The following is a 22,530-nucleotide window of genomic DNA, read 5'->3' as shown; positions in this document are numbered from 1 at the left end:
AAGATCTCCTTATACATTCAGCCATGCAGCAGCATCCATCGCATGGTAGCTGATGATGATCTTTGCTCCGGCACGTTTCATACTTGTCAGCGTCTCCAGAACAATGCGCTGCTCATCAATCCACCCGTTTGCAGCAGCTGCTTTGACCATGGAATACTCTGCGCTTACGTTGTAAACAGAAATCGGACGATCAGTCGCTTCATATACTTGACGCACAACATCCAGATAGGCGAGCGCAGGTTTTACCATGATAATGTCTGCTCCTTCATCCATATCGAGCGCAGCCTCTTTTAACGCTTCACGCACATTTGCGGGGTCCATCTGATACTGCCTGCGATCACCGAATGAGGGTACACTGTCTGCCGCATCGCGAAAGGGGCCGTAATAGCCGGAAGCATATTTTACGGCATAACTCATAATGCTCGTATTCACAAATCCTTCGGCATCGAGTCCGGAGCGAATAGCTGCTACGCGCCCATCCATCATATCGGATGGCGCGACAATATCTGCACCAGCACGCGCTTGGCTAACTGCTGTCTGGACAAGATGCGGCAGAGTCGCGTCGTTGTCCACATAGCGGTCGTGAAGTTCACCACAGTGACCGTGACTCGTATACTGACAGAGACAGACATCGCCAATCACAATGAGTTCCGGAACAGCCTCTTTAATCGCCGCAATTGCACGCTGAACGGGACTGGTCATATCCCATGCACTCGAACCGATTTCGTCTTTATACTCCGGAAGACCAAATACTTCAACTGCCGGAATCCCACGCTCTGCAATTTCCCGTGCAAGTAACGCAGCCTGATCTACAGAATAGTGAAAACACCCAGGCATGCTTGGGATCTCTTCTTTTATATGCACGCCGGGGACGACAAAAATCGGATAAACCAAATCACGCGGAGAGAGCTCTGTCTCACGCACGAGGTCACGTATTCCGGATGAAATACGCAGGCGGCGTGGTCGCTGAATCAAATTCATTTAACGTACTCCTTTATGCTCTCTATAAGCCCGTCAATTGTATATGTATCTGCTATAATATCGGGTTCAAGTGCAAAGCTTCGTGCTGTCTCCGCCGTAACCGGACCGATGCAGGCAATTTTTGCCTGCTGGAGTGGTGTAATATTGCCAAGCTGCTTAACCAGATTCTTCACGGTAGAGGAGCTTGTAAACGTCACAAAATCAATTTTTCCATTCATCAATTGCTTCGCTATCTCCGTTCCGTCGTCCAGCTCCGGCACCGTCTTATAGGCGGATACCACATCGACTTCAGCACCGTGTGTACGCAGTGCCTCCGGGAGAATATCGCGCGCCTCATGTGCACGCGGAAGAAGAATACGGGCACGCGGCGGAAGAATAGGCATCATCTCTTCAACGACAGCCTCTGCACGGAATTCTTTCGGCACAAGATCAACAAGGATCCCGAAGGAATGAAGTGCCTCTGCCGTTGCCGATCCGATTGCAGCAATCTTCGCATAGCCAAGGGCACGCGTGTCCTTCCCTGCGTGGTGCAGGCGCGCAAAGAAATGTTCCACTCCGTTGACGCTGGTAAAGATCAGCCAATGATATCCCTGCAGTTCCTTAATCGCTGCATCCATTGCTGCATAACTGTCCGACGGCGGGACGATGCGGATGACCGGAGTTTCTATACAAGAGGCCCCGAGCTCTCTTAGTTTCTCTGTCAGAGCAGAGGCCTGCGCGCGTGCGCGCGTGACAAGAATGCGCTTCCCAAAGAGTGGGCGAATATCTGGACGATCAAACCAACGCAGCTGATCGCGCAGTTTGACCACATCGCCCACGATAAAGATTGCAGGCGGACGAATTCCTTCCCGCTGTACCATCGCAGAGGCTTCGCCAACTGTCGTGATATAGGTCTCCTGCTCCGCCCGTGTCCCCCAGCGAATAATTGCTGCGGGTGTATTGACGGGCCGCCCGTTCTCAATGAGTTTTTGCGTTATTATGGGAAGATTGGCAACGCCCATCAAGAAAATCAGTGTATCTACTGCGGTCGCAAGCTGTTCCCATCGAATATGCGATTCCGATTTTGACGGGTCCTCATGTCCGGTAACGACTGCAAAAGATACAGCAATTCCGCGATGTGTCACAGGAATTCCTGCATACGCTGGAACACTGATCGCAGAGGTCACTCCCGGCAGAATTTCAAAGGGAATTCCTCTCTCTAAGAGTAGAAGTGCTTCTTCTCCGCCGCGTCCGAAGACGAAGGGATCACCGCCTTTGAGGCGAACAATCGTCTTGCCTTCTTCCGCTTTATCAGCAAGCAGCAAATTAATATCCTCTTGACGCATCGTATGCTTGCATGACTGCTTTCCGACATAGATAATTTCTGCTGAAGCAGGCGCATAAGAAAGAATGCTCTCATCCGCGAGATGATCGTAGACAACGACATCCGCATTCTTTAGGCACTGCATCGCACCGACCGTCAAAAGGCGCGGATCTCCGGGACCCGCGCCAACAAGAAATACTTTTCCGTTCATACTGCAATTCCTATCTCTTTTAAAATCTCACGACCGCCGGCATCGAGCAATTCCTCTGCGAGAGAGATACCCAGCTCCTCCGCCCGCTCTGCAGATCCCGTGCATCGCGAACGACAGACACGCATACCGTCAACGGAAGCGATCATTGCATCGACATGAAGAAGCCCGTCTTCCTTTAAATCTGCATAAACGCCGACAGGAATCTGGCATCCACCCTCGACACGGCACAGAAATGCACGTTCTGCCATCGCTGCCGCGCTCATATTGCGATCATGGAGAAAATCTATCACAGAGAGGATCCGGGTATCATCTGCACGGCATTCAATGGCCAGCGTCCCCTGTCCTACTGCAGGAAGCATCATTCTTTGCGAAAGAATACTGCGGATTCGATTCCCCAGGCCAAGACGCTTTAATCCGGCAGCAGCCAGTATAATCGCGTCGAAATCTCCTGCGTCGAGCTTTGCCAGCCGTGTATTGACATTGCCGCGCAAATCAAGGAGCTGCAAATCCGGCCGAACAGCGAGCAGCTGCGCGCGTCTCCGAAGGCTTGATGTTCCAACCTTGGCTCCAATGGGAAGTTCCTCTATTGACGTATAGTTTACACTGACAAATGCATCCCCCGGATCAAGCCGCTTCGTAATCGCGCCGATGATCAGCCCTTTCGGAATCTCCGTCGGCATATCTTTTAAACTGTGCACGGCGATGTCGATTTGGCCGGCAAGCATCGCCTGCTCCAACTCTTTCGTGAAGAGTCCCTTTCCTCCGATCTTAGCCAGAGGCGCGTCAAGGATGCGGTCTCCTTTTGTCGTCATTTTTTTCAGCTTTGTACGATAGGATGGATGGTGTCTCTCGATCTCTGCCGCTACATATTCAGTCTGCCACAGAGCAAGTTTACTTGCCCGCGTACCGATATTGATTATGCCGTTTTTCACTGGTTCCCGTTTCTCCTATTGCATCCAGTTTAAAAAGTGCACGCATTGCCTCAATATAAAATGCTTCGTCGGCAGTCCCTGCGGATGCTCGAAGCTTCATCATCGGAATACGAAGGATCTTGCGCACAATCATACGGCTCATATGTTCTACCTGTCGCTCCTCTTCCTCCGAGAGATCCGGCAACTTTGCACTCACCCTCTTAATCTCGCGCTCTCGTATGCGCTCACAACGACCTGACAAAAGCGCCATCAACGGCTGAAATGAAAGATATTTGAACCGTTCCAAGAGAGTACTTACCTCTTCATCCACAATGCGTTCAGCTTCGACTGCCTCGGCCTGCCGTTCACCGAGGTGCTCATCTACCACGGCTTCCAATGCATCGATATTATAGAGCTCAATCCCTTTGATTCCGGCAACATCTGGATCTACATCACGCGGAACAGCAATATCGATCAGGAAAATTCTCCGGCCCTGACGCCGCGCCATCAACCTGCGTGCCTCCCATGCTTTGATCACATAATGCGGAGCGCCCGTCGAGGTAACGACTACATCAACACAGGACGCGTAGTCCATTGCGCGATCAAATGGGATTGCCTCGCCGCCAATACGCTCAGCAAGACGCTTGCCGCGTTCGATATGCCGATTTGCTACGAATATCGTCTCGATCCCGTGTGCGCGCAGATGCTCGGCTGTCAGCTCTGCCATCTTGCCTGCACCAAAAATCAGTGCACTGCATCCCCCAAGGCCCCCGAGCGATGCAGCGGCAAGTTCCACTGCTGCATAACTCACAGATACAGAGCGATGCGCAATGCGTGTTTCCGTGCGCACACGCTTTCCTGTTGCAATCGCACGATGGAAAAGCAGATTAAGCACTGTACTCGTTGTCCCTGCCTCACGGGCAATTGCATAGGCTTCTTTTACTTGCGACAGAATCTGCCCCTCTCCGAGGACAAGGGAGTCTAGACTGGATGCAACGCGGAAAAGATGGCGTATGACAGCATCATCAACATAGGTATACAGATACTCATCCAGATCATCTCCGCCCTGCGCCAAATCATTAAGAAACTGCCTTAGGGCTTTCATTCCTTGCTCATAATCATCTGCAACAGCATAGAGTTCCGTTCGATTACAGGTGGAAAGCACGACCAAACCGCTCAGTCCGTCATATTCCCCCAAACTCAGCAGGCCAGAACGCAGTTCCTCGCGAGAAAATGAAACCCACTCACGTACATCAACCGGAGCCGTCCGATGATTGAGCCCCAATATCAAGAGCTGCATTTCGTAATTCAACCTCTGCTTTCTCTAACTCTCCATTGCGAACCATTGCCAAAATATCAGGGCGCAGTGCCATGCGCCAATACAAGCGGCGGTCTTTACCGATTGGAAGCATCGCCTGTAGTTCCGAACGCAGAATTACGACACGCTTCAGCCACAGTCCAAAAGCCGCTGGATAGAGTTGCTCAAGCTCCATTCGTATGCTGCGTGCCAGTGCAGGACTCCCGCCGCCTGTCGATGCGGTCAGCAAGAGATCTCCGCGACGAACTGAGGAGGGAATCTGAAACGAAGAGCCATACGGATCATCGGCAATATTGACTAAAATTCCGCATTCTTTTGCTTCAGCAGCCACTGATGCATTGATCTCTCGCTTATCTGTCGCCGCATAGACAAGAAAAGCCCCTTCGAGCATACGATACGAATAGCTTTCTTTCATCCATGCAATTTTACCTGTACGCGCCAACGCTCGGAGTCGCGCCGACATATCGGGTGCAATCACACGCACAGATACATCCGCACCCGCAGCTAGGATACCGCATACCTTACGCTCTGCAACTTTACCGCCGCCGACAACAATGATCGTCCGTCCACTCAGATCAATATTCAGCGGATACAGCACGCAGACTCCCCCCGAACAAAACGTGAATATTATTCATATTCGTTATTATACCCCAAATGCTCTCAAAAAAAAAGAGGAGTCGACAGGATCCCTTCTCTTTTATAGTGATTATCAACGGATGCCTCCTCTGTCATACAGATTTTCCTAATTTTTCAAGCAAAGGATAGTCCGTCATATCAATTCCGACCGGCGTAACAGAGATGAGTCCGTGTTCTACTGCATAAATGTCAGTTCCCGCGCCTTTATCTGTATCGGATATTTCCCCTTCTACTTTATAATGTATACGTCCATTTTCCTCAATCCTTTCAAAGGCATTGATATAGTCGCGTCCGCCTTGGCGGCAGGAGATGAATCGAGGGGTATCTCCGGCAAACTCTTTGGGAAAATTGACATTGAGCAGAAAGGGCTTCTCATTCAACGTTATGACCTTTTCCATAAACGGCTCAAAGCAAGCAGACGCCTCGGAAAAAGAAATACGGCTATCTTCTGTCCGAGAGAGCGCAAATGATGGAATTCCGTGAAAGAATCCCTCAAATGCCGCTCCGATTGTGCCGGAATATATCACATCTGTACCAAGATTTGAGCCATGATTAATGCCGGCGAGGACAACATCAGGCAACTCTTCCGCAATCGCATCCAAATAGAGCTTTGCGCAATCTGCTGGCGTGCCGTCAATCGCCCAAGCTGCAATATCATACACCTCATCGAATGTCTTATCGGAACGCACTTCAATTGCGCTGCCGATCGTCAATGCGTGCGATGTGCCGCTCTGCTGATGCATCGGCGCAGCAACCGTAACGCAATGTCTTCGGGCAAGATGCTTCGCGAGTGTCCGCAGTCCCTCTGCTGCAATGCCATCATCATTTAATATTAGGATATTCAAAGATATATCTCCCATAATCATCCCAGAATATACGAAAAGCAGGCTGAAGCTGCTCCAACCTGCTTTCTCCAAAACCGTCTTGGCGGATTAAATGCATGGTGACCCACCACGGAATCGAACCGTGAACCTACTGATTAAGAGTCAGTTGCTCTGCCAGTTGAGCTAGTGAGTCGGATACGCGCGTGAAGCGCAGTGCTATTATAGTGGAAATACAACACCTCTGTCAAGGACTTTACATCGGATTTATAGGGAAATCCGGGCTCAAGCAAATGAAAAAGCCTTGCATTTCCGCAAAGCCCTTTCCTTCTATTTGATAAGCAGCTTACTTCAGCGCCTCACTAAGCTGATCATTGACTTCGCGTGCCGCCCGAACACTCTCGTCGAACTTTGCTTTCTCTTCGCCTTCAAGTTTTACATTGACAACCTTTTCAAAGCCGTTCTTACCAAGAACAATGGGAACACCGACGCAGAGTTCCTTCTCTCCGTACTCACCTTCGAGATAAACGCAGCACGGAATAATTTTCTTAGCATCAAGTGCGATTGCCTCGACCAAGGCTGCTGCAGAGGCTCCCGGCGCGTACCATGCGGACGTTCCAAGAAGTCCCGTCAACGTAGCGCCGCCAACCTTCGTTTTCTGTACGACATCATCAAGAGCTTCCTTCGAGAGCATTTGCGTGACGGGAATGCCGCGAAGCGTTGCAATGCTGACGAGGGGAACCATCGTCTTGTCATTGTGTCCGCCGATGACCATACCATCAATGTCTGTCGGCGTTGCAGGATGCCCTGCTTTATTGAGCGCCTCAGAAAGATAATAACGGAATCGGCTGCTGTCAAGCATTCCGCCCATACCAATGACGCGATTGCGGGGAAGTCCAGTCGATTTCAGTGTCAGATAGGTCATCGCATCCATCGGATTGGAGATAATAATGAAAATTGTGTTTGGAGAATACTTAAGTGCTTGCTCTACAACACTCTTTACAATCTTTGCGTTAACTCCGACAAGCTCTTCACGGGTCATTCCGGGTTTACGCGGCAAACCGGAGGTAACAACGACGACATCAGAGTTTGCCGTAGCTGCATAGTCGTTCGTAACGCCAACCACGGTCGTATCATAACCAAGGGCATGTGCAGACTGCATCATGTCCATTGCTTTTCCTTCGGAAACACCTTCTTTAATGTCAATGAGAACAACTTCGCTCGCAAATTTCTTGAGGGCAATGACATTTGCCACCGTAGCACCTACATTGCCTGCGCCAACAACAGTTACCTTCATCCGTATTTCCTCCTTAAAGAGCGTCTCGCAACTCATTTTCGACGATAAGTAACACAATGTGAAACAGAATATACCAATAAACTGCAACTATGGAGATATTATAGCATTCTCATTTAGAAAAAGCAATTGTGTTGTAATGAATTATTCAATATTTCATAGAAAATAATTCCTTTTTGTTATAATATAACATTGTCACATTATTTTTACATACAAAAACTCAGCCCCTACCCGTTAAATGGACTGAGTTTTTAAAGATCGTATGGTGGCGGCACAGAGATTTGAACTCCGGACACTGCGGGTATGAACCGCATGCTCTAGCCAACTGAGCTATGCCGCCGATGGTGGGCAGGGATGGATTCGAACCATCGTAATCCGAAGATGACAGATTTACAGTCTGTTGCCTTTAACCGCTCGGCCACCTACCCATGAGCCTCGACAAGTATATGCGATAATCTAAGAATTTGTCAAGGCATTTTTCGGTCTTACTCTGCAAGAGGTTTCATTGTTGGGAAGAGCAAAACATCGCGAATCGACGGGCTGTCTGTCAGCAGCATCACGAGTCGATCAACGCCGATACCAAGTCCGCCTGTCGGAGGAAGCCCGTATTCGAGTGCTGTAATATAATCCCGATCCATAACGTGTGCCTCGGCATCGCCTGCTTGTCTCTGCTCAAGCTGCTCCAGAAAACGCTGCTCCTGATCAATAGGATCATTGAGCTCCGTAAATCCATTGGCAAGTTCACGTCCGTAAACAAAGAACTCAAAGCGATCCGTGATGCGCGGATCATCCGGATTGCGCTTGGCAAGCGGTGAGATCTCGGTTGGATGCCCTGTGATAAAGGTAGGCTGCATCAGTGTCTCTTCTACTTTTTCCTCAAAGGCGGCATTGAGAATGCCGCCGATGCCGTAACGTTCCTCGAAAGGCACGCCAATCGCACGCGCCATCGCGCGTGCCTCGTCAACAGTCTGACAAGAGAGGAAGTCTTTCCCCGTTGCTTGACGTACGGAATCATTCATGCTGATCGTGCGGACATTGTCCAGATCAATGTTAACTCCTTGGTATGCAATCTGCGTCGTCCCAAGGACACTCTTAGCAGCGTGGCGGACAATTCCCTCCGTGATTTCCATAAGATCACGATAGTCGGCAAAGGCCTGATAGATCTCAATGGTAGTAAACTCAGGATTATGTCGTACGTCCATCCCTTCGTTGCGGAAAATACGCCCCATCTCATAGACACGATCCAATCCGCCGACAATCAGCCTCTTGAGATTAAGCTCCGTTGCTATACGGAGATAGAGATCAATGTCAAGCGCGTTGTGATGTGTTATGAAGGGACGTGCCGCCGCTCCGCCGGCAATCGTCGAAAGCACCGGCGTCTCCACCTCGAGGAAATCGCGCTCATCGAGATAGCGACGAATGGACTGTATGATCCTTGTCCTTTTGCGGAAAGTATCACGGACCTCATAATTGACCATAAGATCAATATAACGCTGACGATAGCGTGTATCTACATCCTTTAATCCGTGGAATTTCTCAGGCAGTGGCCGAAGCGCTTTTGAGAGCAGGTTAAAATCCTCGACACGGACAGTGATCTCTCCGCGCCTCGTTTTAAATACAACTCCGCGAATTCCGATGATGTCGCCAATATCAAGGCGTTTGAATTCCTCTTTGTATTTTTGCTCGCCCAGCACATCCAGTTTGAAATATACCTGTATGTTTCCCGTACGATCATTGAGCGTAGAAAAGGACGCTTTGCCGTGTCCCCGTATCGCCATAAGGCGTCCTGCAATATAAACTTCTTTTCCTTCTTCATCTTCTGCGAGGGAATCGTATTTTTCCTTCAGATCCGCTGCGTAGTCCGTGACTTCGAAACGATGCCCAAACGGAGCAACCCCTATGGAGCGAAATGCGTCCATTTTTTCACGTCGGACACGCATCATCTCATTGAGATCCTGCTCTGGCGGACAAGACACGATTTCCTTTTCCTCAACCATCGGTTCTCCTCTCACTTTTTAATGTCAATGATCTTGTACTGGATGATGCCCGCAGGTGCATTGACTTTGATCACCCGGTTAATCTTCTGCCCCAGAAGAGCCATCCCGAGAGGCGATTCGTTCGAGATCTTCCCCTCATCAGGATCAGCTTCCGTAGAGCCGACAATCAAAAAGGTCTCCTCTTCATCGAATTCCAGATCTTTCACCTTTACACGGCTGCCCATAGTAACGCTTTTTCCGTCTCCTGCTTTGATGATATCAGAGTTTCTGATCTTTGTTTCGAGCTCCTGAATCTCACCTTCGAGAAAGGCTTGTTCATTTTTTGCATCATCGTATTCAGAGTTTTCCGAAAGATCGCCGAGCGCGATCGCAGCTTTCAGACGCTCGGCAACTTCTATGCGTCGAACACTCTTGAGATAGTCGAGCTTTTCCACCAATTTATTATAGCCATCCTCGGTCAGCATGACCTTTTTCTCTGTCATGAAATAATACTCTCCTTTATTGTTCTTTTTTATTAATATCTTCCAACAACGCGGTCAACGCCTCATGTTCCATCCCTGATTGGATCAGCGCCAATCTCTGGATGCGCCGCATTTTTTTAATCTGACACTCTCTTTTTTGCGCTTCCTCTTTTGTATCGAAAGACTCAGCATAAACGAGGCGAACCGGTCTGCGGGAACGCGTGTATTTCGCGCCATTTCCTTCATTGTGGGCATGGAGGCGCCGTCTGAGATCATTTGTCCAGCCGGCATACAGACTTCCATCCGCACACAATAAAAGATATGCGTAGTTCATTCTGTTGCGTCTTTGATGGTAATCTTCTCAATCACAACATCATGTATCGGTCGATCACCGTATTCTGTCTTCGTATGTCCTATATCACGTACGACATCCATGCCATCAATCACTTTTCCAAAGACTGCATGATGGTTATCCAACCACGGCGTCGCGGCGAGCGTAATGAAGAACTGACTGCCGCCGGTATTCGGCCCGGCATTTGCCATGGAGAGAATTCCTTCCCCGTTGTGTTTAAGCGTCGGGTCGAACTCATCCGGAATAGTATAGCCGGGACCGCCGGTCCCATTCCCTTTCGGATCACCGCCTTGAATCATAAATCCGTCAATGACGCGATGGAAGATGAGGCCGTCATAAAATCCCTTTTCAGAAAGGTCGATAAAATTCTTTGTCGTAATGGGCACCTTATCTTCGAATAGTTCAACCTCAAAAGTTCCCTTATTCGTTGTAAATACTGCAATACGATTTGCCACGGTTCTATTCTCTCCTTTTTGCTGATCCAACAGCGTATTGAATGACATTCCTGCAATTCCGCTGTGCGCCGCAAAGAATGTAGTGACAGCGGCGGCAGCTAAACATAGCATAAGGATATAAAATTTCTTCCCCATTCTACCGAAAGCCCTCCCATATTTCAACATAAATTTCAAAAAGTATGGTGTTCCCCAGCGATGCACGGCGACCATATAGGAATTTCATGTCCCTCTGAGAAAAACCCGATCGACGGCTGCCATGCGGGATAACCGACAGAGTGCATGCTGACGAGGGCCTTCGGATACGTTTGTTCGCAGAAAACCTTTGCTCCGCGCTCCATAGATGGTCCGAGACGGCCATCTACAGGGAAAAAGGCAAGGTCAAAACTGCGTCCCGCAAGATGTTTCATTTGCTTACGAAAAGCATTTTCTGCGAGTTTTCGGTTCTCTGCTGTATCCCCTGTCCAATCCCACCAGTTAAAATCTCCGGCATGAAAGATCTTCTGTTCGTTCACATCTGCCAAAAAGGAAGTTCCTTCATCTGTCGATGAAAAGGATGTCACTGTTATTCTGTCATCCTGCCAAGAGTCATATGTCCCCATCCAGCTTATCTGATCACTAGGGATACGACCGGATTCTCCATGTGCGCGAATATCTTCACTCAGGATATAGCGCGTTGCCTTCGATGCAAATTTGCCAATCTCCGGATTAAAATGATCAAAATGTGCGTGGGACACAAAAAAATAAAGCCTTGTATATATCTCTTCTTCCAATGTGCGGGAAAGCACATCTGCAGGGTCGTCAAATGCATCAAAAACAAGCAGAACATCATGGACACGAACTAAAAAACCGCTGTTCAGCAAATATGTTGCTTCCATTGTGATATATGTCATCTCCTCTCTGTTTCATCATCGAAATTATCATCCGATGCCGAAGCATCATTTTGATTAATGCGCCCAAATCCACGTCCCATGACTTCATTAGCAGACATTATGATGACAAAGGCATGCGGATCTACATTGTGGACAATGAATTTCAGCTTTCCCACCTGTGTCGTCCCGACGGCGACAAAGACCACATTACGCTCACGGCGCGTATATGCCCCCTGCCCATGTAAAAATGTTACGCCGCGGTGCATTTGGTCGATGATTGCTGCAGCAATTCCCTGATGTTTATCCGAAACAATCAAAACGGCTTTGCGGTGGTTGAATCCTGCAACGATCTTATCCATCACAGTTGCATTGATAAACATATAGATCAGCGTGAACATTGCAGGAGCCATACCAAACAGAAATGCCGCAACAAGCATAATCAGGCAGTTGAGCGAAAACAGTACGCCTCCCATATGCAGGTCATAGTATTTGCGAACAATAGCAGCAAGGATATCAAAACCTCCCGTACTGCCGTTCATTCGAAATACAAGACCATATCCGAGGCCCGCAAATACGCCCCCATACACAGTCGTCAGCATCATGTCACTGACAGGTGCATACGCATTAAGCGGACGGGTTAGATCGAGGAAAAAGGAAAAAATGGCCGTTCCTATGATAATATCTATTGTATAGGTCCGTCCCATTAATTTCCATGCCATAAAAAGGAGAGGAATATTATAAATGAAGGTCTGAAGACCGATGGGAAGACCGAAAAGATAATAAACAATCATGGCAATACCGGTTGCGCCTCCGGTCAGAAGATGCGCTGGTATCAAAAATAGGTTAATCGCACAGCTTGCAATGAGGCATCCGAGAGTCATTCCAGTATAGCGCATGACACGATGTCCCAGGACCCGCATATGCAGATTATGCATCATTTCCCATAGCCTCCAAGCTTGGCGTTTTCGCCTTTCGGAAGAGCTGATATGTCAATTTCCTTTGTACTGATCAATCCTCTATTCAGATCGAGCTCAACAAAGGAATCATCGTCCGATAAAGCCATTTCGTCAGCCTCCTCATCCGTGAGCGGAAGCATGGTAATCCGCGCAGACACCAGAGAACCGTTTTCTGAATCTATGTTCAGAATCAGATGCCGGTGCGGGTGTGCCGGATGCGCATAGATATAGCAGGTACGATCATCTAAGAATTGGCGCGAAGCTTTCCCGTATACATTGAGAAGATAACTGCTTGTTGTGCCATAACGCACGTTTTTTCGAAGCTGATAATTATCGCCGATGAGATTGATGTCAACAACTTTTCCGCTCGCAATGGAGGTCGATACAACAATGTCCCCGTAAGTAAAAGTTTTGAGATGGATTCCCCAGATTGACTGCGTATTTTCAAAATCAGGCTCTCCCCATTGTTTTTGAATATTCACTTCAGGATCTCCCAATGAGATTTTATGATATGAAAAATCTTCTGCCTTGATCTTCCCGGAGGCAAATACATGTGAAAAACACGCCAATGAAAGGAAAAGTACCACAATAAGGAAGCCGATACGAAGAAAATATCTCTGCATAGTCTCTACCTCAAAATATTAAAAGGAAAAGTCCCCATTTTCTATGACGGGAATGCTGTTGCCGGAACGCATTCGTCCAATGACGGACATATCCGCTGTCCCAATCATAAAATCCTCGTGAACCAATGAATGATTTACGCCATGCCGACACAATTCATCCTCGGTCATGTTTTCTCCATTTTGCATGCAAGTCGGATAAGCTTTGCCAAGAGCAAGATGACAGGATGCATTCTCATCAAAGAGGGTATTGTAAAAGAGAATACCGCTTTGTGAAATAGGAGATGTATGCGGTACTAAGGCCACTTCGCCAAGAAAGGACGCCCCTTCATCTGTTTCCAAGAGTTCCTTCAGCTGCTCTCCTCCCTTTCGGGCTGTGTAATCCACCACTTTTCCATCACGAAAGGTAAGCGTAAAATCATGGATTAAGGTTCCGTTATAGTGCAGAGGCTTCGACGCAGCTACGATCCCATTTACTCCATTTCGTTGCGGGAGTGTATATACCTCCTCTGTCGGTATATTCGCAGCGAAGAGATGCCCCGCGGCTGATTGCTCAGCACCGCCCATCCAGATATGTCCCGGAGGCAATTCAACATGGAGATCTGTGCCGAGACAATTTGTATAGTGAAGCTCGGCAAAGTCATGCGCATTGAGAAACTCTGTAATCTTTTGCAGATGGTCAATATGATTCATCCATGCAGATATGGGATCTTCCTCGGCAGAAATACGAACTGCTTTTAAAATTTCTGCCCATAGTCGCTCCATTGCCTGATCAGCTGAAACATCCGGAAAGACTTTATGCGCCCATGCGGGCGTGGGGACTGATACAACGCACCAGCTGTTCTTATTGCTCATCAGCCGCGTGCGGTATTCCATAAGAGCTTTTCCTGCTGACACTCCCGCCTCCGTGAGACGTTTCGGTTCCACATCTGAAAATATATCAGGGTCCGCAGCGGAAATCGAGATGAATGCGGCCCCTCGTTCTGCATGATCATCGTAAAAGAGTTTTCGCCATGCGGGGAATTCGCGAAACCGTTCCAGAGGCGCGTTTTTATAGCGAATATGTGAAAACACTTCATCATTCCAATTGACAGAGACGTCATACGCCCCTGCACAGAACGCCTCCTTCGCAAGTGTGTGCACAAAGTCGGCACAAGCGATCGGCGCGTGGATAACAAGGGGCTGATTCTCCTGTAAATTCACGCCGACACGAACAACCAGAGATGCATATTTTTTGAGTAAATCTTTTTTCATTTTTCTCATACCTCGGCCGTATCAAAAATAAGAGTTACAGGACCGTCATTAATAGAAAACACCTGCATATCGGCGCCAAACTCTCCGTGTTCAACATGAACACCGCGCTCGGTGAGCTGCTTCATGAATTTCTCATACAAAAGGATTGCATGGTCTGGCTTTGCCGCCTTGGAGAAGCCGGGTCTTCTTTTTTTTAAATCTGCAAAAAGCGTAAATTGCGAAATCACTAGAACACGACCGTTTACTTCGGCAAGCGAGCGATTCATTTTTCCTTTCTCGTCAGAAAATATGCGAAGATGCACGATTTTCTCTGCCAGATGTACCGCATCGGCATCGGTATCCTTCGGCGCAATACCAAGTAAAATAAGATAACCCACGCAGATCTGACTGCATATGATTCCATCGATTCGAACGGACGCTTCTTTCACTCGTGTAACTACGGCACGCAAGAAAACTCCCTCTTTCTGCTCAATGTGCCTTATTATAGCACGCTTTATTATAGATGTCTTTCTCAAGCAGAGAAAAAAGATATAAGGAAACGAGAAAGAGACATTTGATCCCTAGTGCCCATCGTTTCCCTGGCCGAATGCATGCCTAGAACAGGAACGCCGATATCCATTGTTCGCATGGGGATTTGTGTGGAGAGAATGGAGCCAAGCGTTGCTCCTCCCAGTGCATCCGAATGATTTGCAAAGACCTGATAAGGAATATCTTCCCTTTCGCACAGATCTGCGGCTACAGCATAAGCTTCCGGATCTCCGGCATAGGACTGGTTTGCTGCCACCTTCAGAACAATACCTCCGCCCAGAAGCGGCTGATTGGTCGGATCTGCTTTCTCCGGTGCATTGGGGTGCAGCGCGTGAGCAACATCCACTGAGAAACAGAATCCGTCCAAAATCTGATGCAGATATTCGTCTCGAGAAAAGCCAAGCGCCATATAGATACGCTCCATGATCATGGATAAAACGGTCGATCCAGCCCCCTGCTTCGTCCTGCTGCCCACTTCTTCATTGTCAAAGAGCGCAACAATGCGGATGCCGTCTGTACCTTTCCACGCATTGGCTGCATCCAGGCATGCCTTGACCGATGACAGGTTATCGAGACGCGGCGCCGAGAGAAATACATCGTCGCAGCCCAGCATGCATCCGCGCTCACACGGGTAGGCATTCAGATCATAAGAGAGAATATCCTCTGTCAGAACCCCCAATTCATCTGCGAGCAGAGAAAGCAATTTCTTCGAATCATCGGTGTCGCTGCTGTTGCTTTGAAAGAAGATGGGAAGAAGGTCCTTTTGCGGCTTTAACTCGACTCCTTCATTCACCTTACGATTCATGTGGATCGCGAGATTTGGAACAATCATGAGCGGGCGGCGAAAATCCACGAGCCTCAGCCGCGGCGCAAATGGGTCGGTTCCGCGCAGCGAAACTGCCCCGGCGAGGGAGAGCGGACGATCCAGCCATGTATTGCGGATCATTCCGCCATATACCTCAGCATTCAGCTTACCATATCCATGTTCTTTAAGTACGGGATTGGGCTTAATACGAAGGCATGGAAAATCCGTATGGGCGCATGCAATGCGAAGCGGCCCGCGGGGATTTTCTCCAATCGAAACAACGACAGCTCCCGTATTGAATAATGAAAAACAGTAACTTTGTCCCGGAAGCAGATCTTCCCCGTTCATTTTATTAGGCGGTAAAAATTCTCCATCACTGCTGTCCACTACATGATAGGGCGATGTTGCCGCATCAATGAATGCAATCAATTCTTCGGCACAATTCTTTTCTTCAGATGTCATAAGAGCCCTCGCAGTCGTTTGAAAACAGAAAAAGACCCGCCCCTCGGCTGGTCTTTGTATGTCGAACAAAATGGTCGGGATGACAGGATTCGAACCTGCGGCCTCATCGTCCCGAACGATGCGCGCTACCAAACTGTGCCACATCCCGACAACGATATGTATTCTATCAACTTTTAACCTAAAAATCAAGTATTTATTTTTCGATCATCGGCATAACAGCTGTGAAAAGTTCCTCCTCCGTATGCGCTTCAGCATACGGATAAATTTGTTCGCCATCGGGCCGATTTCGTCGGCGATGATTGAACCATATCGACTTCCACCCTGCCCCCTGCGCTCCTGCAATATCGAGGTCAAAAGCATCTCCAATGTAGAGAAGATGTTCCGACGCGAGATTTAAACGGCGTTCCATCTCGCGAAAAATCCGAACATCCGGTTTGCGAAACGCATAATCTCCGGAAACAATGATCCGCTCCTCCGACACCCACGGAGATATATCGAGAGAATGTATTTTTCTTCGCTGATGCTTGGATTCTCCGTTGGTAATAACGCCGATTTCCGCATGTTTCCTGAGTTTATCAAGAAAACTTGTCATACCCGAAGATAGTTTTATTTGATACTGCAATCCCATATAGAAACGTTGGAATTCCATGGCCTCTGCATCTGTTGTTTCAACGCAGTAATCGCGTAAAGCCATACGTATGCGATAAATATATAAAGCGTCCATTGTCATCTTCCCCATTTGCGAATCCACAAATTTTTCATCACTGTAACGACGAAAGGAAAGAAAAAGCTTCTGCATCGGCAAATGATGCTTTGCCCCATAGATCGCATGATATGCACTGAAAAAGGGCTGTGCCATATCATATAAGGTATCATCGACATCAAATACTACGCCGCGAATGTCCATAATGTCCTCATTCCATATACTGTACCTGTTTTCATATTATAAGGGAAGTAGCCATCCCGTGCAATTAGTCCCCAAAAATTTTTCCTTCGGCGAATGTATGGACAGTCAAACGATTTCCATCCGTACGAAAGACAATGGCGCCATCTCGATCTGTACGAAGCGTCTTTGCCCCGTTTCGCTCATAGCGCTCAACAACGGAGCTACGCGGATGCCCGAAGCTGTTATCTGCACCGACACAGTAAACAGCATAGAGGGGGCTTGTGGCCGCGACAAAATCCTCCGAGCTGGATGTATCCGAGCCATGATGCGGCACCTTGACAACTGTTGCATGAAGGTCTCCCAACATCGAAATCATTTTCTCCTCATGTTCTTTGATAAGATCGCCGGTAAAGAGAAAAGAGCAATTCCCGTAACGCACACGATAGACATTGGACACTTCATTTCCCGTTGCGCTGTCCATTTTATCATAGGGCGGCGCATACAAGATATCTACGCTGACACCATCAATAACAATCGTCTGACCTGCCACGGCTCTGCTCATCTTCGAGAGGAGCGGATTATTGTCTCCGAACCGCATGCTTCTCGCATATGCAGCCCTTCCTTCATCCGCCGTATAAACATGTTTTACCGGAATGCGAGAGAGGATGGCCCCTGCACCTGCTGCATGATCTTCATGCGCATGGGAAAGAAAAATATAGTCTACCTCACGGATTCCATAGTGCAAAAGATATGGAATATCAACCCGGGCACCAATATCAAACGAACCATCTTTTGTTCCCCCGGTATCAAAAAACATGGCATGTCCATGCGGTGTCAAAACAAGAGCACAATCCCCCTGACCGACATCAATAAAATGTACTTCCATCTCATTCGGAAGTAACGCACGCCAAAAAACCACGGAGATCAAAAGTACACAGCATGCGATCCCAATTGCTTGTCGGTACTCCTTGAAAACCGAATATATCCGTGTGCGGTATTCTTTCGGCATACATATAAATACAAGCAGTATGTAATAACAAATTCCCGGCAGAATCCCCATCGACGGCAGCCATATTTTGGAAAACGGAAGCGCAGCCAGTGCCCGTGTCATTTCAAATACAGCACCAAGCAATATACTGTCAAAGGAAAAAACGATATTGCCGAGGATCGGTACAATAAATGCTGCCAGCCCGCCGGCTAGCCCAAGAATAATAATGAGTTCAACCAGAGGAACAACAAATAAGTTCGAAAACAACGAGGAAAAAGATACTTGGTTAAAATGCCATGCGAGTATCGGCAAAGCAGCGAGCTGTGCAGCAATCGTGATAGAGAGGCTTCCTGCAAGCACATGCGGCAAACGTTTCATCCATCGATTCAAAAGAGGCGCTAAAAAAAGCAAACCGGCAGTCGCTAAGAAAGACAGCTGAAAACTGATATGAAAGAAGAGAAGCGGTGAAATAATGAGCATAAAAAGTCCGGTTACAATCAGAAGGTACTGCGCATCTTTCTCTCTCCCAAGCACAAGCCCGAGAAAAGCAACACCGCCCATAATTCCTGAGCGTACAGCAGGGGGAACACCCCCCGCAAGAATAACATAGACAACAACAGCAGAAATAACCGCAGCGGCGCCGATCCATTTGGGCAGCCGAAAAAATGCTGCGAGCCAAGCGATGACAGCAGCGAGAAGACTGATATGAGAGCCGGAAACGGAGAGAATATGCACAATTCCGGTCGTTGTAAATGACTCGAGAAGCTCAGGACGAATTCCCTCATAGCCGCCGAATAGCATCGCAAAGATTGCCGCAGCATCTGTGCGCGGCATGATTGCAGACATACGCTCAAGATAGTGCGCACGCAATTCCGCGGCCCAACGCATGAATTGCTGCTGATAAGATATATCTCCATTTGGTGTAATCGATACGCTGTTTTTCTTCGCAGAGAGGGATGCCGTTATCCCCTGTGTCCGAAGAAGAAACACTGTGTCGATCTGACCTGGGTTCTGATAGCCGTGCGGGCGGCGAACTTTTCCGTCTGCTCTGAGCTCATCTCCGATATTCCCTATTTCCGAAAGGTCTTGATCGGCGCCTCTTGTATAAATAAAAAGTTTTCCGCTTCGAGAATGTTCTTCCTTCCCCTGTCGAACTCCATGTACAGATACTGTATATCTTATATGCTGCACACCATCTGCATCCACGGTAATTCGAGGCGCATCCAAGATGCTCCCTACAATGGAAATATTATTTTGCAGCTCATGTGAGATATCCTGTGCCGGAAGCTCATAAGCCGCAGCAAATCGAAATGCTCCCAACATGAAAAAAAGCCCCGCAAAGGCAATCCATGTATACTCATGCTGTTTGAGAGCAAGGATGCCGGAGGCAGTGGAAAAAACGAGCAGAAGAATAATGAAGTGCGGCAGGCATGCGGAGAACGAGATATTCCACCATGCACTGCATGTAATGCCGAGACAAAACGCCATGAGCAACCCTATGAGAAAGAAGAGTTGATACTGCCCCACCTTCATATGGTCACCTGATCTTTCAGTTTTTCAAATTTTGCATTGCCGATGCCGCGCACCTTTTTGATGTCTTCAATCTTTTGAAAAGGACCATTCGTTTCGCGATATTCAATAATGCGTGCAGACATCGCAGGACCGATTCCGGGGAGCTCCTGCAGCTCTTTCTCACTCGCCGTATTGAGATTAATCTGTTTCTCAGCATTCTTCCCCGCAATCGGAGCTTTGGCGCCCTCAGCCGATCCGGCAAGACGCTCCGGTACGCGTATTTGCATACCGTCCTCTAAAAGTGCCGCCATATTGACGCGGTCGATATCCGCTGTTTCGATGACGCCGCCGACGGCGTTCACAGTATCAGCAACACGCTGACCTTCGGTCAGAGAAACCAATCCTGGCTTTTTCACTTCCCCTGTCACATAGACAATAATTGTACGCGGCGTTTCTGCTTTGGCGCTCGTTCCCTCATCCAGCACGATGGTCTCCTGCTGCGTATAATAGCCGTACATTGTTCCGCAGAGCGTCGCAAGAGCAAGAACAAGAAGGATGATAAGCGACTTCTTGAACATTGGCATAAGACTGACTCCTAGTAGACATTCCTTCCGCTGAAGATCTCAATCATTTCACGACGCAGACTGGTGCTGATTAGGAGCCGCGTTTTTGGTGGTATCTCATCAGCATCGGTATTAAAGAGATAGTTCTGGAGCTGCGGCTCCTTAATCAGCATACGGGTATGAAAAAGACTTGCCTGATAAAGATTGATGTCCACGGCATCGTATTCATCCAAAGTCTCTTGTTTGATGAATTCCTGAATGGAGGTCATTTTACTGTCCATAAACAGCTTCCGCCCCTGAAGATCCCGGGTGAAACCACGCACTCGATAGTCCATTGTAATGATATCCGAATCGAACTGACTGATGAGATAGTCAAGCGTTTGCAGCGGTGTGATCTCTCCGCAGGTAGCAACGTCAATATCTACGCGAAAGGTCGCAATGCTTGTATCGGGATGATATTCCGGATACGTGTGTACGGTCACATGACTTTTATCGAGATGCGCCAAAATCGTCTCTGGTGACACAGTTTCCGTTTTCACAGGAGTCTTGCTTCCTGAAACTACTGCTGCCTCCTCGGCGACCAGCATTGTGACGCTTGCCCCCTGCGGTTCATAATCCTGCTTCGCAATGTTGAGAATTCGTGCGCCGATCATATCGGTTACCTGCGAAAGAATTTTAGTGAGACGATCCGAATTATATTGTTCATCAATGTACTTGATATAATCTCGCTGCTCACGCGCTGATTTTGCATAGCATATATCGTAGATATTGAAGCTTAACGCTTTTGTGAGATTGTTAAACCCATATAATTTCAGCTTCCCATCCAATGCCGAAGTTCCTTCCTTTCTCTCTGTGACAGATACAAATATGCACCACATATCTCGCTTTACAGTCGTTTATATGTTATTTCGATTTTTAATTATTTGGATGAATGTTCCATCTTCCATTTTTTTATCCAATCCAGGCGTTCACGGAAACGCGCTTCCATCCCTTGTTCTGTGGGATGATAATAAGATCTCCCAACGAGTGAATCTGGGAGGCACTGCATATTTGTTATACGTTCAGCAGCATCATGAGCATATTGATAACCTCTGCCGTAGTCAAGTTCTTTCATGAGCTTCGTGGGCGCATTCCTGATCACAAGCGGAACAGGTTCCGCAAGCATGTTCCGTGCATCTGCAGCTGCCGACAGATACGCCGTCTCCATGGCATTCGATTTCGGCGCCAAAGAAAGATAGATCACGGCTTCTGTGAGGTGGACGTTGCACTCCGGAAAACCAATGTAATGGCATGCTTGATATGCCGCAACGGCAATCTCAAGTGCCCGTGGATCTGCAAGTCCCACATCCTCGGCAGCAAATCGAGTTACGCGCCGCGCAACATAGAGAGGATCCTCACCTGCCTCAAGCATCCGGGCAAGCCAGTAGACTGCAGCATCTGGATCAGAGTTGCGCATAGATTTATGCAGGGCGGAGATCAGATTATAATGCTCCTCTCCGCTCTTGTCGTAGAGCAGCGATTTTCGTGTGATGCACTGTGCGAGATTTTCTTCTGTCACATAGATCTCGCCGTCTCTTTCATCTGCGTTCAGAATCAGCATCTCAAGCGTTGACAGAGCGCTTCGCGCGTCACCGTTGGCAAAGGCGGCAATCGCTGCAATCCCCTCATCGGAAAGATGAATCCGAAGTACCCTAAGTTCACGGTCCGAAGAAAGTGCATGCTGCAGCAGGCGCTTGATATCATCGATTGTCAAGCCCTGAAGGACAAAAACACGACAGCGTGACAAAAGGGCGCTGTTGATTTCAAAAGAAGGATTCTCTGTCGTCGCGCCAATGAGAACAATACTCCCTTTTTCGACAAACGGAAGAAAGGCATCCTGCTGAGCCTTATTAAAGCGATGTATCTCATCGACGAAAACAATGATCCGGTCTCCGTAGATACGGCGGCGATCGGCCTCCTGCATGACTGTACGAATATCCTTAATCCCACTCGTCACCGCAGAAAAGGTAATGAATTTTGCTTTGGTCTGCGCTGCAATAATTTGCGCAAGTGTCGTTTTACCAACTCCCGGCGGCCCCCAAAAAATCATGGAGGTGATATGGTCACTTTCGATAAGGCGGCGGAGCACTTTTCCGCTCCCCAAGAGATGTTCCTGCCCGACAAACTCTTCGAGCGACTGCGGGCGAACACGTTCTGCTAAGGGCTGATATGCCGTGCGTTCAAAAAGTCCGCCCTGTTCGTCCATCTCCGTCTCCACCTCCGATATCCGTATGCTCTTGTTATGGATTATCGCATAAAAAAGAAACTTAGGCAATAGCAAAAACGGCCCGGGATTCATGATTATTCC

22 protein-coding genes and 4 tRNA genes are annotated in these 22,530 nt (G+C 48.3%); all 26 read right to left on the bottom strand.

All coding sequences use genetic code 11. The features are described from left to right. Positions 1-9: 9 nt before the first annotated feature. Positions 10-981 carry a porphobilinogen synthase gene (gene hemB / locus HMPREF7545_RS02940; protein WP_006694186.1) on the bottom strand — a complete coding sequence of 324 codons (972 nt, stop codon included), beginning with the start codon at positions 979-981 and terminating at the stop codon, positions 10-12. Further along, positions 978-2,495: a uroporphyrinogen-III C-methyltransferase gene (gene cobA, locus HMPREF7545_RS02935; protein WP_006694185.1), complete on the bottom strand. Its 1,518-nt coding sequence runs from the start codon at positions 2,493-2,495 to the stop codon at positions 978-980. Before cobA ends, hemB begins: the two co-directional genes overlap by 4 nt. Continuing rightward, positions 2,492-3,427: a hydroxymethylbilane synthase gene (gene hemC, locus HMPREF7545_RS02930; protein WP_040571159.1), complete on the bottom strand. Its 936-nt coding sequence runs from the start codon at positions 3,425-3,427 to the stop codon at positions 2,492-2,494. Before hemC ends, cobA begins: the two co-directional genes overlap by 4 nt. Further along, positions 3,387-4,706 carry a glutamyl-tRNA reductase gene (gene hemA / locus HMPREF7545_RS02925; protein ID WP_040571158.1) on the bottom strand — a complete coding sequence of 440 codons (1,320 nt, stop codon included), beginning with the start codon at positions 4,704-4,706 and terminating at the stop codon, positions 3,387-3,389. Before hemA ends, hemC begins: the two co-directional genes overlap by 41 nt. Continuing rightward, positions 4,660-5,322 (bottom strand): precorrin-2 dehydrogenase/sirohydrochlorin ferrochelatase family protein, encoded by a 663-nt coding sequence (locus HMPREF7545_RS02920; protein WP_006694182.1) that lies wholly within the window; start codon positions 5,320-5,322, stop codon positions 4,660-4,662. Before HMPREF7545_RS02920 ends, hemA begins: the two co-directional genes overlap by 47 nt. Before the next feature lie 130 nt (positions 5,323-5,452). Then, on the bottom strand, positions 5,453-6,205 hold the full coding sequence (surE, locus tag HMPREF7545_RS02915) for a 5'/3'-nucleotidase SurE (protein ID WP_211204979.1): 753 nt from the start codon (positions 6,203-6,205) through the stop codon (positions 5,453-5,455). Between the two features lie 96 nt (positions 6,206-6,301). Then, positions 6,302-6,377 (bottom strand) — tRNA-Lys (locus HMPREF7545_RS02910). 150 nt (positions 6,378-6,527) lie between these two features. Beyond that, on the bottom strand, positions 6,528-7,478 hold the full coding sequence (locus tag HMPREF7545_RS02905; RefSeq protein WP_006696140.1) for a malate dehydrogenase: 951 nt from the start codon (positions 7,476-7,478) through the stop codon (positions 6,528-6,530). 260 nt (positions 7,479-7,738) lie between these two features. Further along, positions 7,739-7,815, bottom strand: a tRNA-Met gene (locus HMPREF7545_RS02900). A gap of 2 nt (positions 7,816-7,817) precedes the next feature. Then, positions 7,818-7,903 (bottom strand) — tRNA-Tyr (locus HMPREF7545_RS02895). 57 nt (positions 7,904-7,960) lie between these two features. Beyond that, entirely contained in the window at positions 7,961-9,472 is a 1,512-nt protein-coding gene (gene lysS, locus HMPREF7545_RS02890; RefSeq protein ID WP_006694179.1) for a lysine--tRNA ligase, read from the bottom strand. Between the two features lie 11 nt (positions 9,473-9,483). Beyond that, positions 9,484-9,954, bottom strand: a complete 471-nt coding sequence (greA, locus tag HMPREF7545_RS02885) for a transcription elongation factor GreA (RefSeq protein ID WP_006694178.1) — start codon at positions 9,952-9,954, stop codon at positions 9,484-9,486. 16 nt (positions 9,955-9,970) lie between these two features. After that, complete coding sequence (locus HMPREF7545_RS02880; protein ID WP_006694177.1) at positions 9,971-10,267, bottom strand: GIY-YIG nuclease family protein; 297 nt, start codon at positions 10,265-10,267, stop codon at positions 9,971-9,973. Next, a complete protein-coding gene (locus HMPREF7545_RS02875; protein ID WP_006696142.1) occupies positions 10,264-10,875 on the bottom strand; it encodes a peptidylprolyl isomerase in 612 nt (203 codons plus the stop codon). Before HMPREF7545_RS02875 ends, HMPREF7545_RS02880 begins: the two co-directional genes overlap by 4 nt. 35 nt (positions 10,876-10,910) lie before the next feature. Continuing rightward, positions 10,911-11,615, bottom strand: coding sequence for an MBL fold metallo-hydrolase (locus tag HMPREF7545_RS02870; protein WP_248681275.1), 705 nt, complete (start codon positions 11,613-11,615; stop codon positions 10,911-10,913). 11 nt (positions 11,616-11,626) lie between these two features. After that, positions 11,627-12,547 carry a YitT family protein gene (locus tag HMPREF7545_RS02865; protein WP_006694174.1) on the bottom strand — a complete coding sequence of 307 codons (921 nt, stop codon included), beginning with the start codon at positions 12,545-12,547 and terminating at the stop codon, positions 11,627-11,629. Next, a complete protein-coding gene (locus tag HMPREF7545_RS02860; RefSeq protein WP_006694173.1) occupies positions 12,544-13,188 on the bottom strand; it encodes a hypothetical protein in 645 nt (214 codons plus the stop codon). The genes HMPREF7545_RS02865 and HMPREF7545_RS02860 overlap by 4 nt, the downstream gene beginning before the upstream one ends. 18 nt (positions 13,189-13,206) lie before the next feature. Then, on the bottom strand, positions 13,207-14,439 hold the full coding sequence (locus HMPREF7545_RS02855; RefSeq protein ID WP_040571157.1) for an aminopeptidase: 1,233 nt from the start codon (positions 14,437-14,439) through the stop codon (positions 13,207-13,209). A gap of 5 nt (positions 14,440-14,444) precedes the next feature. Continuing rightward, a complete protein-coding gene (dtd, locus tag HMPREF7545_RS02850) occupies positions 14,445-14,888 on the bottom strand; it encodes a D-aminoacyl-tRNA deacylase (protein WP_006696145.1) in 444 nt (147 codons plus the stop codon). Positions 14,889-14,950: 62 nt separating this feature from the next. After that, positions 14,951-16,234: a M18 family aminopeptidase gene (locus HMPREF7545_RS02845; RefSeq protein ID WP_040571156.1), complete on the bottom strand. Its 1,284-nt coding sequence runs from the start codon at positions 16,232-16,234 to the stop codon at positions 14,951-14,953. Positions 16,235-16,305: 71 nt separating this feature from the next. Continuing rightward, positions 16,306-16,382: transfer RNA gene (locus HMPREF7545_RS02840), tRNA-Pro, on the bottom strand. A 45-nt stretch (positions 16,383-16,427) separates the two neighbouring features. After that, positions 16,428-17,141, bottom strand: coding sequence for an HAD family hydrolase (locus tag HMPREF7545_RS02835; RefSeq protein WP_006694170.1), 714 nt, complete (start codon positions 17,139-17,141; stop codon positions 16,428-16,430). A 64-nt stretch (positions 17,142-17,205) separates the two neighbouring features. Continuing rightward, on the bottom strand, positions 17,206-19,641 hold the full coding sequence (locus HMPREF7545_RS02830; protein ID WP_006694169.1) for a DNA internalization-related competence protein ComEC/Rec2: 2,436 nt from the start codon (positions 19,639-19,641) through the stop codon (positions 17,206-17,208). Beyond that, positions 19,638-20,204 carry a helix-hairpin-helix domain-containing protein gene (locus tag HMPREF7545_RS02825; RefSeq protein ID WP_040571155.1) on the bottom strand — a complete coding sequence of 189 codons (567 nt, stop codon included), beginning with the start codon at positions 20,202-20,204 and terminating at the stop codon, positions 19,638-19,640. Before HMPREF7545_RS02825 ends, HMPREF7545_RS02830 begins: the two co-directional genes overlap by 4 nt. Positions 20,205-20,215: 11 nt before the next feature. Further along, entirely contained in the window at positions 20,216-21,010 is a 795-nt protein-coding gene (gene speD / locus HMPREF7545_RS02820; protein ID WP_006696148.1) for an adenosylmethionine decarboxylase, read from the bottom strand. A 92-nt stretch (positions 21,011-21,102) separates the two neighbouring features. After that, complete coding sequence (locus HMPREF7545_RS02815) at positions 21,103-22,428, bottom strand: replication-associated recombination protein A (protein ID WP_081443565.1); 1,326 nt, start codon at positions 22,426-22,428, stop codon at positions 21,103-21,105. Positions 22,429-22,530: the final 102 nt, after the last annotated feature.

The organism is Centipeda noxia ATCC 43541 (assembly GCF_000160555.1).
In the GTDB taxonomy this organism is placed as follows: domain Bacteria; phylum Bacillota; class Negativicutes; order Selenomonadales; family Selenomonadaceae; genus Centipeda; species Centipeda noxia.
Note: the sequence above shows the minus strand (reverse complement) of the source record. Positions and strands in the feature narration are given on the sequence as shown.